This window comes from Falsiroseomonas oleicola, assembly GCF_019029495.1.
GTDB classification, from domain to species: Bacteria; Pseudomonadota; Alphaproteobacteria; order Acetobacterales; family Acetobacteraceae; genus Falsiroseomonas; species Falsiroseomonas oleicola.
Map to the genome: position 1 here is coordinate 752,781 of NZ_JAERQM010000001.1, position 16,265 is coordinate 769,045.

The 16,265-nt window shown below is 72.4% G+C and carries 10 protein-coding genes; 6 read left to right on the forward strand and 4 right to left on the reverse strand.

Features of this window, described 5'->3' with window-relative positions; translation table 11 throughout:
* Window positions 1-112: 112 nt before the first annotated feature.
* Together JJQ90_RS03560 and JJQ90_RS03565 are read left to right on the forward strand one after the other, a co-directional pair.
* Entirely contained in the window at window positions 113-1,387 is a 1,275-nt protein-coding gene (locus JJQ90_RS03560; protein ID WP_216873060.1) for a UbiH/UbiF/VisC/COQ6 family ubiquinone biosynthesis hydroxylase, read from the forward strand.
* Complete coding sequence (locus JJQ90_RS03565) at window positions 1,388-1,765, forward strand: hypothetical protein (protein WP_216873061.1); 378 nt, start codon at window positions 1,388-1,390, stop codon at window positions 1,763-1,765.
* Window positions 1,766-1,942: 177 nt separating this feature from the next.
* Here JJQ90_RS03565 and JJQ90_RS03570 read toward each other — a convergent pair whose 3' ends face one another.
* Entirely contained in the window at window positions 1,943-2,848 is a 906-nt protein-coding gene (locus JJQ90_RS03570) for a PfkB family carbohydrate kinase (RefSeq protein WP_216873062.1), read from the reverse strand.
* 52 nt (window positions 2,849-2,900) lie between these two features.
* Between JJQ90_RS03570 and JJQ90_RS03575 the strand changes: the two genes are divergently transcribed.
* Window positions 2,901-3,587, forward strand: coding sequence for an RluA family pseudouridine synthase (locus tag JJQ90_RS03575; RefSeq protein WP_329959359.1), 687 nt, complete (start codon window positions 2,901-2,903; stop codon window positions 3,585-3,587).
* 166 nt (window positions 3,588-3,753) lie between these two features.
* On the opposite strand, the gene JJQ90_RS03580 is transcribed toward JJQ90_RS03575, so the two are convergent.
* Genes JJQ90_RS03580 through JJQ90_RS03590 form a run of 3 tightly spaced genes read right to left on the reverse strand, consistent with a single transcriptional unit; the run spans window position 3,754 to window position 11,491 of the window.
* Window positions 3,754-4,224: a DUF29 family protein gene (locus tag JJQ90_RS03580; RefSeq protein WP_216873064.1), complete on the reverse strand. Its 471-nt coding sequence runs from the start codon at window positions 4,222-4,224 to the stop codon at window positions 3,754-3,756.
* A 41-nt stretch (window positions 4,225-4,265) separates the two neighbouring features.
* Window positions 4,266-6,380 carry a penicillin-binding protein 1C gene (gene pbpC, locus JJQ90_RS03585; protein ID WP_216873065.1) on the reverse strand — a complete coding sequence of 705 codons (2,115 nt, stop codon included), beginning with the start codon at window positions 6,378-6,380 and terminating at the stop codon, window positions 4,266-4,268.
* On the reverse strand, window positions 6,380-11,491 hold the full coding sequence (locus tag JJQ90_RS03590) for an alpha-2-macroglobulin family protein (RefSeq protein WP_216873066.1): 5,112 nt from the start codon (window positions 11,489-11,491) through the stop codon (window positions 6,380-6,382). The genes pbpC and JJQ90_RS03590 overlap by 1 nt, the downstream gene beginning before the upstream one ends.
* A 183-nt stretch (window positions 11,492-11,674) precedes the next feature.
* Between JJQ90_RS03590 and JJQ90_RS03595 the strand changes: the two genes are divergently transcribed.
* Genes JJQ90_RS03595 through JJQ90_RS03605 form a run of 3 tightly spaced genes read left to right on the forward strand, consistent with a single transcriptional unit; the run spans window position 11,675 to window position 16,256 of the window.
* On the forward strand, window positions 11,675-12,673 hold the full coding sequence (locus JJQ90_RS03595) for a UDP-glucuronic acid decarboxylase family protein (protein ID WP_216873067.1): 999 nt from the start codon (window positions 11,675-11,677) through the stop codon (window positions 12,671-12,673).
* A 50-nt stretch (window positions 12,674-12,723) separates the two neighbouring features.
* Complete coding sequence (locus tag JJQ90_RS03600; protein ID WP_216873068.1) at window positions 12,724-14,880, forward strand: peptidase domain-containing ABC transporter; 2,157 nt, start codon at window positions 12,724-12,726, stop codon at window positions 14,878-14,880.
* Entirely contained in the window at window positions 14,880-16,256 is a 1,377-nt protein-coding gene (locus tag JJQ90_RS03605) for an HlyD family type I secretion periplasmic adaptor subunit (RefSeq protein WP_216873069.1), read from the forward strand. Before JJQ90_RS03600 ends, JJQ90_RS03605 begins: the two co-directional genes overlap by 1 nt.
* The last annotated feature ends 9 nt before the right edge of the window (window positions 16,257-16,265 follow it).

A 16,265-nucleotide genomic window follows, 5' to 3' on the forward strand; every position in this document is an offset into this window, starting at 1 on the left:
GACTCGCGCCTTGCGGGGCGGCGGTTCCGCGATGCAGCGCAACAATAATGCCCTTTTTTTAGGCAATTGCCTCGCCCTTGCCGAAGCGCCGCTTCGGGGCGACTTTCAGCGTATGAGCGATCTCGAAACCACCGTCTGCATCGTCGGCGCCGGCCCGGTCGGCGCCACCCTGGCCGCCACCCTGGCCACGGCCGGCATCCCCACCGCGGTGCTGGACCGCGCGCCGCTGCCGCCGATGGAACTGCCGGATTTCGACGGCCGCGCCTTCGCCATCGCCCTGACCAGCCAACGACTGCTCGCGGCATCCGGCATCTGGGACCGGCTGCCGGAGCCGCCGCAGCCGATCCATCGCATCCGCGTGGCGGATGGCAGGCCGGGCCATGCCCCCTCCCCGCTCAAGCTGGATTTCGACAGCGCCGAGGTCGGCCCCGACCCCTTCGGCTGGATGGTGGAGGCCCGGGCGCTGCGGGTGGCACTGAATGCCGGCCTGCCGCGCCTGCCCAACCTCCGCGTCTTCGCCCCCGCCGAGGCATCGGTGGAACGCGCGCCGGAGGGCGCCCGCATCCGCATCACCTCCGGCCCCGATTCCGGCACCCTCATCGCCGCCCGTCTGGTGGTGGCGGCGGAAGGGCGCGAAAGCCCGCTGCGGCAGCAGGCCGGCATCGCGGTGACGCGGCACGATTACGGCCAGACCGGCATGGTCGGCGCCTTCGCGCATGAACGCCCGCATAACGGCACGGCGCTGGAGATGTTCCTGCCGAATGGCCCCTTCGCGCAATTGCCGCTGGCCGGACCGGGCGGCTTCGGCACGGCGGAACTGCCGCATGCCTCCGCCTTCGTCTGGTCCGACCGCCGCGACCTGGCCAGCCGCTTCCTGGCGATGGATGACGCCGCCTTCGGGCGCGAACTGAGGCGCCGGCTCGGCGACCATCTCGGAAAAATCCGGCCGATCGGGCGGCGCTGGTCCTATCCGCTGACCGCGCTCTGGGCGCAGCGGCAGACCGATACGCGGCTCGCCTTGGTGGGGGATGCCGCGCATGGCATCCACCCGATCGCCGGCCAGGGCCTCAACCTCGGCTTCCGGGACGTGGCCGCGCTGGCGGAGGCGGTGATGGAGGCGGTGACCCTGGGCGAGGACCCCGGCGGCCAGGCAACGCTGCGCCGCTACGAACAGCGCGCCCGGCCGGATGCGGCGCTGATGCTGGGCGCGACGCATGTGCTGGAAAAGCTGTTCGGCAATGATTTCGGACCGATCCGCATCGCCCGGCGGCTCGGCATCGCGGCGGTGGACCGCATGCCCCGGCTGAAGCGCGCCTTCGCGGAGCGCGCCATGGGCATGGCCGGGGCCAGTGGCTTGCTGGGTGGCCAGGGGCTGATGCGGGGCTGAATGGCCGCCGCGCTCATCCTGCTGTTCCTGGCGCTCGGCGCCGCCACGGTGGTGCAGGCGGCCTCCGATTCGCGCGTCACCCGCGCCTTTGCCGGGCGCACGCTGCGCGCCATCGGCCTGTACCTCGCCTTCCTGGCGGTGCCGCTGCTGGTGCTGCTGTTCGCCGATGCGCTGCTGCCGCCGGTGCCGCGCCAGCAGGCCGCCACGGGCACCTTGATGGCCGTGCTGGGCTGGTTCGGACTGGCCCTGCTGCTGCTGATCCGCACCGCGCCGCGGCTGCGCGCGGTGCCGGACTTCTGGCTGCGCTTCGGCGTGGCGGATGTGCTGCTGCTGGCGCTGCTGGGCCTTGGGATCGGGCGGATCGCCGGGCTGGTGTGATACCAACGGCCCTTTCGCGTGACCGCTCCAGGGCCCCTCAATCGGTGGTGCCGGAGGCACGCCTGCGGCGTGACGCGGAAACCTCCGGTTTCCTTGGCTTCGCCGCACTTGCGGCGGCGGCCATTCGGCCGCTCGGACCGGTCAAGAGACCGGTCCGCTGGTACCCCCGAGCAAATCCTATCCGCGCAGCAATTCCTCGACCATCGCGCGGCTCGGCGTCGCGCCATCCCGCGCCCGCAGGCCGCCGGCGGCGGAGGCGAAGCGCATGGCGCGGTCCACCTTCTGGCGCTCCGCGATCGCCAACGCATAGGCGCCGTGGAACACATCCCCCGCCCCGGTGGTATTGGTGGCCATCACACGGAAGGCGGGGGTGATGCGCGGTTCCGGGTCCTGCGCCGTCAGCCACAGCGTGCCCTTCTCCCCCCGCGTCACCGCGGCGACCTGGCAGCCCTCCGCGATCGCCTTGCGCAGCCCCTCCACCGGCCGGGCGCCCGGCGCGTAATTGGCCAGGCCGGGCTCGGAGAACACCGCGTGGTCGCTGCGCGGAATCAGGTCGAGCAGAAGGCGCGTCTCGCTTTTCTCGCCATCGATCACGGTGGGGATGCCGCGTTCGCGGGCGTAGTCCAGGGCGCGGGCGCTGCCCTCCGCCCAGCGCGGGTCACACAGGAAGGCCTGGGCGCCGTCGAGGATATGCAGCGGCAGCCAGGCCGGATCGGTGCCGAGGTTGTCGCCGCGATAGGCGTAGATGCTGCGTTCCCCCACCGGGTCCACCAGCACGGCGGAAACCGGGGTGCGCCCACCCGTGGCCTTGTGGCAGTGGGAGACATCGACGCCCTGCTCCGCCAGCGCCTCCAGCAAAGGTGGCCCGTTGAGGTCATCCCCCACCCGCCCCCAGAAGACGCAGCGCCCGCCCAGCCGGGCGACGGCGACCGAGGCATTGGCCGCCAGCCCGCCCGCGCCGAGGCTGTAGCCGGTGGCGCGGTTCTTCGAGGGGGGTTGGACGATATCCTGCACGAGGAAAGTGTGGTCCATGACGACGCTGCCCAGGCAGACGACGATCGGGGGGAGGTCAGGCTCGGTCATGCGACCCAGGGTTCCATCACGCGGAGGGTTTCGCCAAGCGGAGATTGCGGCGGTGCCGCATGGAAGAGAGATTGCGGCGGTGCCGGCTTTGCCCGACTGGCTGCGCGCGCGCATCCTGCACCTGGATCCTGAACTGATGGTGTTGGACAAGCCCGCCGGCATGCCGGTTTCGGCCCGCCAGGGGGAAAGCCTGGAGGCTTGGTTGCCGGCCCTGCGCCTGGGCAAGAAGCGGCTGCCGCAGCCGGCGCACCGGCTGGATGCCGATACCGCGGGTTGCCTGGCGCTCGGCCGCACCGCGCCGATGCTGGCGCGGATCAACGCACTGTTCGCGGCGCGACGGGTGCAGAAGACCTACTGGGCCGTGGTGCGCGGCGATCCCGGCGGGGAATCGGGCGTGGTGGAGGCGCCGTTGAAAAAGATCAGCAGCGCGGCGCAGGGCTGGCGGATGCAGGTGGATGCGAAGGGCGATCCCGCGCGCAGCCCCTGGCGGGTGCTGGGACGCGGGGCGGGGCTCACCTGGCTGGAACTGGCGCCGGAGACCGGGCGGACGCACCAATTGCGGGTGCATTGCGCGCATCTCGGCTGCCCGATCCTGGGCGATGCGATGTATGGCGGCGGCCAGGCCGGTGGCCTGCACCTTCTGGCCCGCGCCTTGACCCTGCCGCTGGAGCCCGAGTTGCGGTTCGAAGCCCCGGTGCCCGCGCATATGCAGGCGGCGATCCGCGCCTGCGGGGGGTAGGGCATGTGGACAGTTGGGACCGGGATGCGGCCGGCGAGGGATTTTTCGTGCTGGGAAGGAAGACAGCGGAGCCGATGGCTTTCCATCGGCGAGCATGGCTGACGCAGCCAGCGCGGAAAAGTACCGCCGGACGCGCCCGCAGCCCAACTGTCCACATGCCCTGATATCAAGCCGGCGGGAACAGCGCGGCTTCGAGGTCTTCGAGAGTGAAGGCCGGGTCGGCCAATGCCGCGAGCGGGATCGCGCCCAGCGGCGGCAGGTCCTGGGCCGGCGTGGTGAAGCGCTGCACCGGCAGGCGCCGCCGCGCATAGCCCACCGCCCCCGCCAGATCGAGGCTGCGGGCCATGGAGGGCCGATAGCCATCCTGCGCCTGGATCAGGAAATCCGCCGCATCCACCCGCCATTTCCGCGCCGCCGGATGCCCTGGCCAGGCGTGCAGCTTCATCAGATGCAGCACCGCCTGGACCAGCAGCGACCGCACCGCCTCGATCTCGCGGCGCCCCAAGCTCTCGATCTCCTCGATGATATGGTCCCAGTCGAGATCGTTCACCCGCTCCCCGGCCCGCAGCCGGCGCAGCCGGTCCGATTGCTGTTCGGACCAGGTGACGATGTCGTCGCGCCAGAGATCATCGGGCATCGCAGGCTCCTTCCAGGCCTGAAGCTAGGGCTTCGCCGCGCTCACCGCACGCGCAATTCGGCTGCCGCCGCCACGCCATCCGCATCCAGCACCGTCACCCGGTAGAAGCCTGGGCCGGGCGGGGTCCAGGCGGCCTCGCGCCTTGCACGGTGATGATCGAGCGGGGCGCCATCGACCAAAAAAGTCAGCGGGCGGCGGCCGCCGGCGGCGCGGAGCGTGACATGGCCGGCGCCCTCCGACAGTTCGGCGCCCGGCATGGGGAACAGCAGGCGCAGCCGGTCCGCGGCCTCGGCGAAGGGGCGCGGCGTGGCGCGGATGCGCAGCGGTTGGCGCGGCGCGGCGGGCAGGCGGGCGAAGATCGCGGCCAGCACCGGCAAAGCGGTGGCCCGCCCGGTGAGGCCCGGAATCGGCGTGCCATCCGGCCGACCGACCCAGACGCCGGCCACATGCCGCGCATCCAGCCCCAGCGCCCAGCCGTCCCGTCCGCCCCAGGACGTGCCGGTCTTCCAGGCCACCCCCTCCGGCCCGCCCCCCGGAAAGGGATTTACGAGTATGCCTGCCACTTCGGACGCGATGCGCGGGCGCAGGACCTGCACAGGCGCGGCCGCGGCCCCGGGCAGCGCCACCAATGGCGCGGCGCGGCCGGCATCGCCGAGCAGGGCATACAGCGCCACCAGCTCCCGCAAGGTCGTCCCCGCCCCGCCGAGCGCCAGCGGCAGGGAGGGTTCGGCCCCCGGCGCCATCCGTGGCGGGCTGCCGGCCAGCTTCAGCGCGGTGGCATAGCGCAGCACGCCCAGCTCGCTGAGCAGCGCCACCGCCGGCAGGTTCAGCGATTGCCGCAGGGCGTCGGCGGCGGTGATGCGGCCCATGAAGTCGCGGGAGAAATTCTCGGGCGCATAGCTGCCGAAGCGGAAGGGCAGGTCCGCCACCAGCGTGTCCGGCCGCGCCAACCCCGCCTCGAAGGCCATCGCATAGAGGAACGGCTTCTGGGCCGAGCCGGGGGAGCGGATGGCGCGGGTCAGGTCCAGCATGCCGGCGCGGGTCTCGACGCCGAAACTGCCGCCGACCAAGGCGCGGATTTCCCGGCTCTCGATCTCCGCCACCACCATGGCCAGGGCGGCGTGGTCCGACAGGGGCAGCAGCCGGTCCTCCGCCAGCGCCTCCGCCGCGCGTTGCAGGTCGCGGTCGAGGGTGGTGCGGATGCGCGCGCCCGGTTCCGCGCCCTGGGCCAGTTGGCGGGCGAGGTGTGGCGCGAGGCGGGGCATGGGCTGGCGGACGGCGGGCACCGGGCTGGCCAGGGCAAGCTCCCGCTCCGCCGGGCTCACCTGCCCGGCGCCGGGGGCGCGCTCGCGCAGCAGGGCGTCTCGGGCATGGCGGGCGGCTGCTGGATGGCGATCCGGCCGCAGCGCCTCGGGCCGCCGGGCCAAAGCAACCAGCAGGGCCGATTCGGCGGCGTCGAGCTGGCCCGGCGGGCGGCCGAACCAGGCGAGCGAGCCGGCGCGCAGCCCCTCCAGATTGCCGCCCTGGGGGGCCAGGGTCAGCCAGATGCCCAGGATCTCGTCCTTGCTGAATCGCGCTTCCAATTGCAGGGCGCGCAGCATTTCCACGAATTTGCTGCGCAGCGTGCGCGGCCGAGGTTCCAGCAGGCGGGCGGCCTGCATGGTGAGCGTCGAGCCGCCGGAGACGATCCGCCCGGCGCGAACCCATTGGAAGGCGGCGCGGGTCAGCGCCAGCGGGTCGAAGCCCGGATGCCAGCGGAAGCGCGCATCCTCGGCGGCGATGAGCATGGCGAGAAGGTGGGGCGGCACATCGGCCGGCGCCGTGGGCAGCCGCCAGATGCCGCCGGGGCCCGGCAGGGTGGAGAGCGTGCGGCCCTGGCGGTCCAGGATTTCGACGCCGGCGTGGAGCCGGGCGAGGTTGGGGGGGAAGAAGCGGTCGAGGGTGAAGAGGGTCGCGAGGGCCGTGACGGCGAGACAACCAGCGAAAACCAGGCGCCTCCCTCTCCGCCTGACGGGTTGGGGTGAGGGCGATCGAGGATTGGAAGGCGCGCCCTCGCCATCCAAAGCCCCCCTCACCCAACCAGCCTTCGGCGTTGCGGCAGTGCCGCAACCTCCCCCTGTCAGGGGGAGAGGGCTTTTGCGGTCTCCCTCCGGCATCACTCGCTCGGCAGCACCGTGATCCGCGCCGCGTTCTGCCGTGCAAAAACGCCGGGGCGGTACATGTCCTGCGCCTCCATCCCCGGCAGTTCGAAGCGCCCGGCGGTCACCGCGCGCACCCGCACGGCAAAGCGCGCCAGGGGCTCGCGCGCCGTCAGGGTCACGGCGGCGGCGTAGCGGTCGTCGCGGGCGGGCTGAGCCTCCGGCTCGGTCAGCGTGCCGAGCCAGGCCATGCCCTGGACCTCGCCCGGATCAAGCCGCCCGGCGATCTCCCAGCCGGCCGGCAGGCCCTGGATCAGCATGGCCTGGTGCTGCTCATTGGTGGTGGCGCGCACCTCCATCAGCAGCACGAAGCCGGTGCCGGCGCGCAGCGTGTCGAGGTTCAGCGGCTGGCCATCCAGCGCGAGGAAGCGCCGCGCCACCCGCATCCCCTGCGAGGCCGCCGGCAAGGGCGAGGTCGGCACGCCGGTCAGCGACACCGCCTGCACCACCGGCGCATCGCCCCGGTTGCGCACCTCACCCGCCGCCGTCAGCGGCGCGGTCACCACGCCGGCCACCGGCAGGTCGCGGCCATCCAGCGTGATGCGCGCCGGGCGGCCATCCCGGCCCAGCACGAAGGCGGCGGCGACGGCCCAGGCCTGTTCCTGGGTGTTGCTGACCGCCGGGGTGAACTCCGCCCCCGGCAGGCGGCCGAGCAGCGCCGGCAACCGGTCCTGTGCCACGCCGCTTTCGCGCAGCAGCAGGGCGGTGGCCAGCGCGTCGCGGGAGGCGCTGCCGAAATCGCTGTGCCAGACCTGCCGCGCCGGGGCGGCCAGGCTATCGGCGAAGATCGCCTCCGCCCGCCCACGATCACCGGCACGGGCGAAGGCGGCGGCGAGCTGCGCCTTGGCGAGCGGCGTCGGCAGCCGGTCGAGCTGTTCCGCCAGCCGCCGCGCCGCGCCCAGCCGGTTGCGCCCGGCCAGCGCCAGGACATGGACGCGATAGGCCTGCACGACCAGCACCTCCGCCGTCTCGCCGCCGCCTTCCAGATCGTCCTCGATGGATTGGAGCGCGGTGTTCAGCGCCGCCTCCGGCACCGTGGCGCCATTGGCCCGCGCCCGCAGCAGGGCCTCCGTCGCATAGAGGCTGGCCCATTCCTGCACCTGGCCCTCCGCGCTCCAATAGCCGAAGCGGCCGGAATAGGTCTGGCGATCGAGCACGGAGGCGATGGCCCGGCCGAGCAGCGCCGCATCCTCCTGCGCCGTGTCCGGATTGGCCGGGGCGTAGGACAGCGCCATCACGCGGGACGCCGCCTGTTCCACGCAATCCAGCGGGAAGCGTTTCAACGCGGAAAGAAGGGCCTGCGGGTCGTAGCGCACCGGCGCACCCCAGCTTGCCGTGGCCCGCCAGGTGCCCGGCAGGAAGCGGGAGGATGGCAGGGCCAGCGGCGCGGTGGCACCGGGGGCCAGCGTGCTCACCGCCACTTCCGTGACGGGGGGGCGGGAGGAGCGGATGGTGATCTCCGCCTCGCGCTCCGTGCGGAACCCATCCGGGCCGGTGACGGCGAGCCGCACTGTCCCCTGCCCCACCATGGTCGCGCGCAGGGTGGTCGCCGGCAGGGCGCGGGCGCCGCTGGCCAGGGACTGGTCGAAGCTGGCCGGGCCGGCGAGTTCGATGGCGCCGGTCGCGGTCAGGGCCATGCGGAAATCGCCCGCCGGCAGTTCCACATTGTGCAGCAGCAGCGGCAGCCGCGCCTCGTCACCCGGGGCCAGGAAGCGCGGCAGCAGCATCTCGGCCACGGCCTGTTCCCGCACCGTCATCGGCCTGGCCGCCGCGCCGATGCGGCTGCCATCCCAGGCCACCGCCATCAGCCGCAACTCGCCCGCGAAATCCGGCAGGTCGAGCGGAATGGTCGCGGTGCCATCGGCGGCGAGCTGTACCGGCCCCTCGAACAGCGCCACCAGACGCTGCGGAACCTGCAGCCCGGCGCCACCCTCGCTGCCATCGCCACCCTGGCGCAGCAGCGCCGCCTCACCCTCGGCCGGCGCGATCAGGCGCCCGTAATCGTCCCGGATATCGAGCCCGAGCCGACGCCGCGCCAGGAAATGCGCGACGGGGTCGGGGGAGGCGAAATTGGTGATCCGCAGAATGCCCTCATCCACCGCCGCCAACGTCACCATGGCGGTGCCGCTGGCGCCGGCCAGCCGGATCGGCACGTCCACGCGCGTGCGCGGGCGGGCCAGGGCGGGCGAGTCGATCACCAGATCCATCCGCCGCGCCGCCGGGTCCAGCCCGATCCAGGCGAGGCCCAGCGCCCGGGCGGGCCGCCCCGCCGGGGCACTGCCGGGCCGGAAGACGGTGACGGCGACATGTGCGCCGGGACCCCATTCGGCGGCCACCGGCACCTCCACCTCGACGCCCGCCTCCGGCACCTCGACCTCCCGCAGGGAGACCAGGCGGTCGGTCAGCACGGCGATGCTGGCGCGGCCGGCGAAGGGCGGGGTGATGCGCAGCCGCGCAGTATCGCCGGCCGCATAGGCGCGGCGGTCGGCGGCGACATCGACGCGGTCCGGCACCTCGGCCGATTCCGCCTGCGCCCAGCCGGCGCGGAAGCGGTAGCTGGCGATGCCGAGGCCGCTCGGCTCCGTCACCTCCAGCCGGTAGCGGCCGAAGGGCAGATTGCGGGCGAAGCGCGCCGGACGGCCGGGGGCGACCTGGACATCGGTGGAATCCACCGGCTCGTCGCGCCACACCGTCTCGTACCGGGCGAGGCGCTCGCGGGTGACGATGCGCCAATCCGGCCTTTCCCGCACCAGCCGCACCCGCAGCGTGCCGCTGGTGGCGACGCCATCCGGGTTCACCGCGGCGATATCGAAGGCGGCTTCCGCCCCGTCATTCACCGCCCCGCCCTCGAAGGCCGGGCGGATCGCCAGCAGCGTGCCGCGGGCGCGCACCGGCAGGGACAGGCGCGTGCCGCTGGTGCGCCCACCGGGTTCCGACATCAGCACCGACACATCGGCGCGCAGCGGCCGGGTGGTGTCCGGCGCCTGGGGCAGCAGCAGGGAGAGGGTCGCCTTGCCCTCCGCATCGGTCTCCGGCACGTCGAAGGCCTGCATGTCCGGCGTGAAGCTTTCGTCCATCAGGCCGAAGCGCCAGCCGCGCCAGGCCTCGAAGGGCTGTGGATCGACAGACAGGCGCAGCTCCGCCGAGCCGGTCAGGCCGGCGCCGGGCGCGCCATAGAGGAAGCGCGCCGTGACCGGCACATCCAGCGCCTGTCCGGCCACCAGCGGGCCGGGGGTGGGGCCAGCCGTCACTTCCAACCGTTCCGGCACGAAGGCGTCCACCCGAAAGGTGGTGGTGCCGATCGGCGGGGCGTTGGGATCGGCCAGCACCTCCACCGTCCAGGCGCCCGCGGGCGCGCTGGCCGAGAGCGTCACCGGCGCCACGAAGGCCGCGCCCGCCACCCGGTCCGGCACGCTCTCGAAAAACACCTGGCCATTGGGGCGCTTGATGCGCAGCCGCGCCGGCAGGTCCACCGGCTGGCCGCCGCCATCGCGCAGCAGCGCGCCCACGCGCACCACCTCACCCGGGCGATAGATGCCGCGGTCGAGCCAGAGGAAGGCGTCCAGCGGCCCCGGATGTGGCCGACCCTCCGCCCCGCGATCGGTCAAGTCGAAGGCGGCGCTTTCCAGGTTGAGCGTGGCGAAATCCTCGCCCGAGAAGGCCTGCACCGCCAGCGGGGCCAATTGCCCGGCGCCACGCAGCGCCGCCGCGCCGAAGCGCGCCAGGCCATCGGCGCCGGTCTCGGCTTCCGCCAGCACGTCGTTGTTGCGTGCCAGCAGCGCCACCCGCACGCCGGCACGCGGCGCGGCATCCGAGAATCCACGAAGCTGCACGGCCAGCCCCTGCGGCCCGCGCCAGGCGGTGATGCCGAGATCAGTCGCCAGCACGGCGAGGGAGGCGCTGCCGCGCCCGCGTGTGCCATCCCCCGGCCGCGCCACCAGCACATACATCCCCGGGCCGGCGCTGCGCAGCGCCTCCGGCAGCGGCAGGGCGTTGCGGGTCATGCGGTTGGGCTCGGCGGGCGACAGTTCGGCGCGGCCCTCCCAGACGACGCGGCCGAGATCCTCCGACAGGTTCTCCGCCACCCATTCATCCATCACCTGGCCCGGCCGCCAGTCCCGCATCAGCGGCACGGTGTTGCGCTCGGTGACCCGCACCAGACGCAGATGCAGCGCGGCGACATTCACCGTGGCCACCGTCACCCGCGGGTCCTGGCCCTGGGGCAGCAGGAAGGCGCGGCTGTCGAAGGCGATGCGGGCCGGGCGGTTCGGCATGGCGATGCGCAGCGTGGTGTCGCGCAGCATGCGCAGCCCATCCTCACCCGGCAGGCCGGCGCGCAGCGTCAGCCGCGTGGTCTGGCCCCAGGGCAGGCCGGCAGCGCAGATCACGTCACCCTCCCGAGTCACGGCCATCTCCGGCAGCGGCGGATCGGCGGTCAGCCAGTCCTGCGGCTGCCAATCGGTGCGGCGGGCGGGGGCGGAGGTGAAGGTCAGGCAGGCGCGCGCCGGCTCGGCATCCGGCTCCGTCTGGATGCGGCGCACCAGCAGGCCGGCGGCGCGGCGGGCGGCGCTGAGCAGTTCGCGCTGCTTCACATCCTCCGGCGCCCGTTCCACCACGGCCTCCAGCGCCTCGATCTGCCACATCGGCTGGTTCAGCCGCCGCAGTGCCTCCGCCATCACGGTCAGGGAGGGAATTTCGGGCGCGCCGCCGGGCACCATCATATAGGCGCGCCAGCCGGCCTGGAGCGCGCGCAGCGCCTCCGGCGGGTTGCGGCCGAGCTGGGCGCGGGCGAGGGCCATCCAATGATCGGCGGTGGCCTGGCCCGCGCCGGCCCGCTCCTCCCAGGCCGCTGCCGCCGCCGCCCAGTCGTTGCGGGCCTCCGCTGCACGGGCGCGGGCCTCGGCCTGGCTGCGCTGCTGCGGAGTGCCGCCGGCGGGGAAGCGGCGGGACAGGCTGTTCTCATAGACCGCCGCGTCATTCGTCAGGCCCGGCGGGTCGAAGGCCTGGGCGGCCCCCGGCAGCAGCCAGCCCAGCAGCATAAGGACAGGCAGCAACAAGCGTGGCGACATTGGGCGGCTCCCGCGCGGCGTTTTGGGGAACATGGCATGCCGGGGCGGCGGCCGGCAGCGGGCCGGGGCCATCGCCCGACAAAAATCCCCGGCATCGCCCCGCCGGATTCACACTTTCGCAAACCCCCTGGGCGCAGGCTGCCTGGGCCGGGGCAAAGCCCCACCCTTTCTGGGAGCCATCGCATGAAGCGCGCCCGCAAACGCGTCCTGGTCACCGGCGGCGCCGGCTTCCTCGGCTCCCACCTGTGCGAGCGCCTGCTCGCGGAGGGGGAGGAGGTGATCTGCCTCGACAACTTCTTCACCGGGTCGCGCGACAATATCCGCCACCTGCTGCCGCATCCGCATTTCGAGGTGATCCGCCACGACGTCACCCAGCCGATCCAGGTCGAGGTGGACGAGATCTACAACCTGGCCTGCCCGGCCTCCCCGGTGCATTACCAGCACAATCCGGTGCAGACGGTGCGCACCTCCGTCCATGGCGCGATCAACCTGCTGGACCTGGCGAAACGGCTCGGCGCGCGGATCTTCCAGGCCTCGACGTCGGAGGTCTATGGCGACCCGGCGGTGCATCCGCAGCGCGAAAGCTACCGCGGCAACGTCAATCCCATCGGCATCCGCGCCTGCTACGACGAGGGCAAGCGCTGCGCGGAAACGCTGTTCTTCGACTATCACCGCCAGGACGGGGTGGAGATCCGCGTCGCGCGCATCTTCAACACCTATGGCCCGCGCATGCATCCGCAGGATGGGCGCGTAGTGTCCAACTTCATCGTGCAGGCGCTGCGGGGGGAGCCGATCACGCTCTATGGCGATGGGCGGCAGACGCGGTCCTTCTGCTACGTGGACGACCTGGTGGACGCCATCATCCGGCTGATGCGCGCGCCGGATGGCGTGACCGGGCCAGTGAACATCGGCAACCCCTCCGAATTCACCATCCGCGAACTGGCGGAGGAGGTGGCGCGGCAGACCGGGTCGCGCGCCGGCTTCGTGCTGCGCCCGCTGCCGCAGGACGACCCGATGCAGCGCTGCCCGGACATCACCTTGGCGCGCAGCCTGCTGGGCTGGCAGCCGGAAGTGCCTTTGCAGGAAGGGCTGCGCCGGACCATCGCCTACTTTTCCGATCTGTTGGAACTGCGGCAGCCGGTTCATCTGGCGGGCGGCACCACGCGAATGGCGGCGCGCTGATCCGCTTCCGGTTTACCGGCGGGCAACCCCGGCGAGGTTAGGCTACCCGCATGACAGTCGCCGACAGAAGGTTGGCACCGGAGCTCACGGCCCTGCGCTGCGTGTTCCTGGTGGCCATGCATCACGGCCTCCAGCTCGCGCCGGATGAGCTGCCGCAGCCGGGCCATGGCGACATGGTGCCGGAGGTGCTGCGCGCCTTGCAGGGGACGGGGCTGAAGGCCCAGGCGCTGCGCCGCGCGGGCTGGGACAAGGCCGCCGGGCTCGGCACCGCCTATCCGGCACTGGTGCTGCGCAGTGACGGAAGCTGGGTCATCCTGATCCATATCCTGGACGACGCCGATGGCCAGCCAGTCGCCGCCGTGCTCGACCCGGTGCGGGAGGCGGAGGGTGTGCGGCTGATGCCGCGCGCGGAATTCCTGGCCGAGTGGTCGGGCACGCTGGTGCTGGTGAAGCGCGTTCATGCCCTGACCGATGAGGAACAGCCCTTCGGCCTGCGCTGGTTCCTGCCGGAGATCATCCGCCACCGCCGCTGCTTCGCCGGAGTCGCCATCGCCGCGCTGGTGGCGAACCTCATCGGCTTCGCGATTCCGCTGCTGTTCCAGGTGCTGATCGACAAGGTCATCACCCACCAGGCCTGGCGGACGCTGTATGTGGTGGTCGGCGCCTTCGTGCTGCTGACGGTGTTCGACGCGCTGTTCGGCTATATGCGGCAGCAATTGATGCTGCTGGCCAGCAACAAGATCGACGCGCGGCTCGGCGCGCGCACCTTCCGCCATCTACTGTCGCTGCCGCTGAGCTTCTTCGAGAGCCATGCCGCCGGCGTGCTGGTGCGACACATGCAGCAGACGGAAAAGCTGCGCCACTTCCTGACCGGGCGGCTGTTCCAGACGCTGCTGGATGCGGCGCTGCTGCCGATCCTGCTGCTGTTCCTGGCGATGTATTCCGGCGTGCTGACGGCGGTGGTGCTGGGCTTCTCGCTGGCCATCGCGCTGGTCATTGGCGCCATGGTGCCAAGCTTCCGGGCGCGGCTGAACCGGCTGTATGAGACCGAGGGCGCGCGCCAGGCACATCTGGTGGAGACGCTGCACAATATGCGCGCGGTGAAATCCCTGGTGCTGGAAGGCGCGCGCCAGGCGGATTGGGACCGCAAGCTGGCCGCCGCGGTGCGCCAGCATGCCGCCGTCGGGCGCATCGGTGCGGCCGGCAGCGTCGCCACCGGGGCGCTGGAGAAGCTGATGCAGATCGCGGTGCTCGCCACCGGCGCCACGCTGGTCTTCGACGGGCAACTGACCATGGGCGCGCTGGTCGCCTTCACCATGCTCTCGGGGCGCGTCAGCGGGCCGCTGGTGCAGATCGTGGCCCTCATCAACGAATACCAGGAAGCGGCGCTGTCCGTGCGCATGCTCGGCACGGTGATGAACACCACGCCGGAGCGCACCGGCACCACCCGCATGGCCCGCCCGGCCATCAGCGGCCGCCTGGCCTTCGAGGATGTCACCTTCCGCTATCCCGGCGCGGCGACGCCGGCGCTGGACCGCGTGTCCTTCCAGGTCGAGGAAGGCCAGGTGATCGGCGTGGTCGGCCGCTCCGGCTCCGGCAAGACCACCATCACCCGGCTGATCCAGGCGATCCACGCGCCGCAATCCGGGCTGATCCACCTGGATGGCGTCGACCTGCGGCATATCGACCTGAACCATCTGCGCCGGTCGATCGGCGTGGTGCTTCAGGACAACCTGCTGTTCCGCGGCAGCATCCGGGCGAATATCGCCGCCACCCGCCCGGATGCCGGACTGGACGAAATCATCGAGGTCGCGCGGCTGGCCGGCGCGCAGGAATTCATCGACCGGCTGCCGATGTCCTACGACACGCTGGTGGAGGAAGGTGCCAGCAACTTCTCCGGCGGCCAACGCCAGCGCATCGCCATCGCCCGCGCGCTGTTGACCAGGCCGCGCCTGCTGATCTTCGACGAAGCGACCAGCGCGCTGGACCCGGACAGCGAGGCGATCATCCAGCGCAACCTGGCGGAGATCGCCCGCGGGCGGACCATGGTGATCGTCTCCCACCGCCTGTCCTCGCTGGTGAAGTCGGATGCGATCCTCGTCCTCGAACAGGGCAGGCTGCTGGATTGCGCGCCGCATGGCGTGCTGCTGGAGCGCTGCGAGATCTATCGGCACCTATGGCAGCAGCAGACGCAGTTCATCCATTGATGCGGCTCCGCCCTGCCCGCCGCCGCGCGAAACCCGCGCGGCCGCCGGTGGCGAAGGAGGCGATCGGATTCCAGGATGACCTGGAAGCGCTGATCGCCGAGCCGCCCTCACGCTTCCTCGGCGGCGGCCCCTGGCTGCTGGCGCTGCTGGTGGCCGCGCTGCTGGGCGGGGCAGCGCTGGCGCGGGTGGATGTGGTGGTGACCGGCAGCGGCCGGCTGGTGCCGGATGCGCCGCCCATCGTGCTGCAACCGATCGAACGCGCCGTGCTGCGCGAATGGCGCGTGCGCCCGGGCCAAGTGGTGCGACAGGGTGAAATTCTGGCGCTGCTCGACCCCACCTTCGCGGAGGCCGACCGCCAGGCCCTCGCGGCCCAGGCGCAATCCTTGCAGGCGCAGCTCACGCGGGTGGAGGCGGAGCTGGCGGGCACGCCGCCCGCCCCGGCCGGCAACCCCGATGCCGCGCTGCAGGCCGTGCTGCACAACCAGCGCCAGGCGCTGCGCGCCACACGCCTGCAGGCCCTGGATGCGGAGGCACGGGCGCTGGACCAGGCACTGCTGGCGCTGACCGCGCAGCAATCCAGCCTGGCCGAGCGTGCCGCCATCGCCCGCGACGTGGAAGCGATGCGCCTGCGCCTGACCGAGGGCCAGATCGGCTCCCGCCTCAACCTCCTCGCCGCCCGCAGCGCGCGGCTGGAGGCGGAGCAGGCGCTGGAGGCGGCACGCAGCCGGCAGCAGGAGTTGGCGCACAGCCTGGAGGCCCGCCGCGCCGAGCGCGAAGGCTTCCGGGACGACTGGACCCGGCAATTGCTGGAAGAAGCCGTGCGGCTGCGCGGCGAGCTGGTGCGCGTCTCCGAATCCCTCGGCAAGGCAACGCGGCTGGCGGCGATGAGCACCATCACCGCGCCAGCCGATGGCGTGGTGCTGGAAGTGGCGCGCCGTTCCGCCGGATCGGTGCTGCGGGAGGCGGAGCCGCTGGTGACCCTGGTGCCGGCCGATGCACCTCTGATCGCGGAGATCACGCTGCGCTCCGCCGATATAGGCCATCTGCGCATCGGCGATCCGGTGGTGCTGAAGGTGGATGCCTTCCCCTTCCAGCGCCACGGCCCGCTGCACGGCACGCTGCGCGCCGTCAGCCGCGAGAGCTTTGGCGCCAACCAGCCGGCCGGCACGGAACCGCTGCCGGGCATCGCCGGCGGCGCCGTGCATCGTGGCCAGGTGGAAATCGCCGAAGGCACGACGCTGCGCCTGGCGCCGGGGCTGGCGCTGATCCCGGGCATGACGCTGGCGGCGGAAGTGAAGGTCGGCGATCGCAGCGTGCTCGGCTACATCCTGAACCCGCTGCTGCGCGGGTTGCAGGAAAGCCTGCGGGAGCCGTAGCAGCGCGCC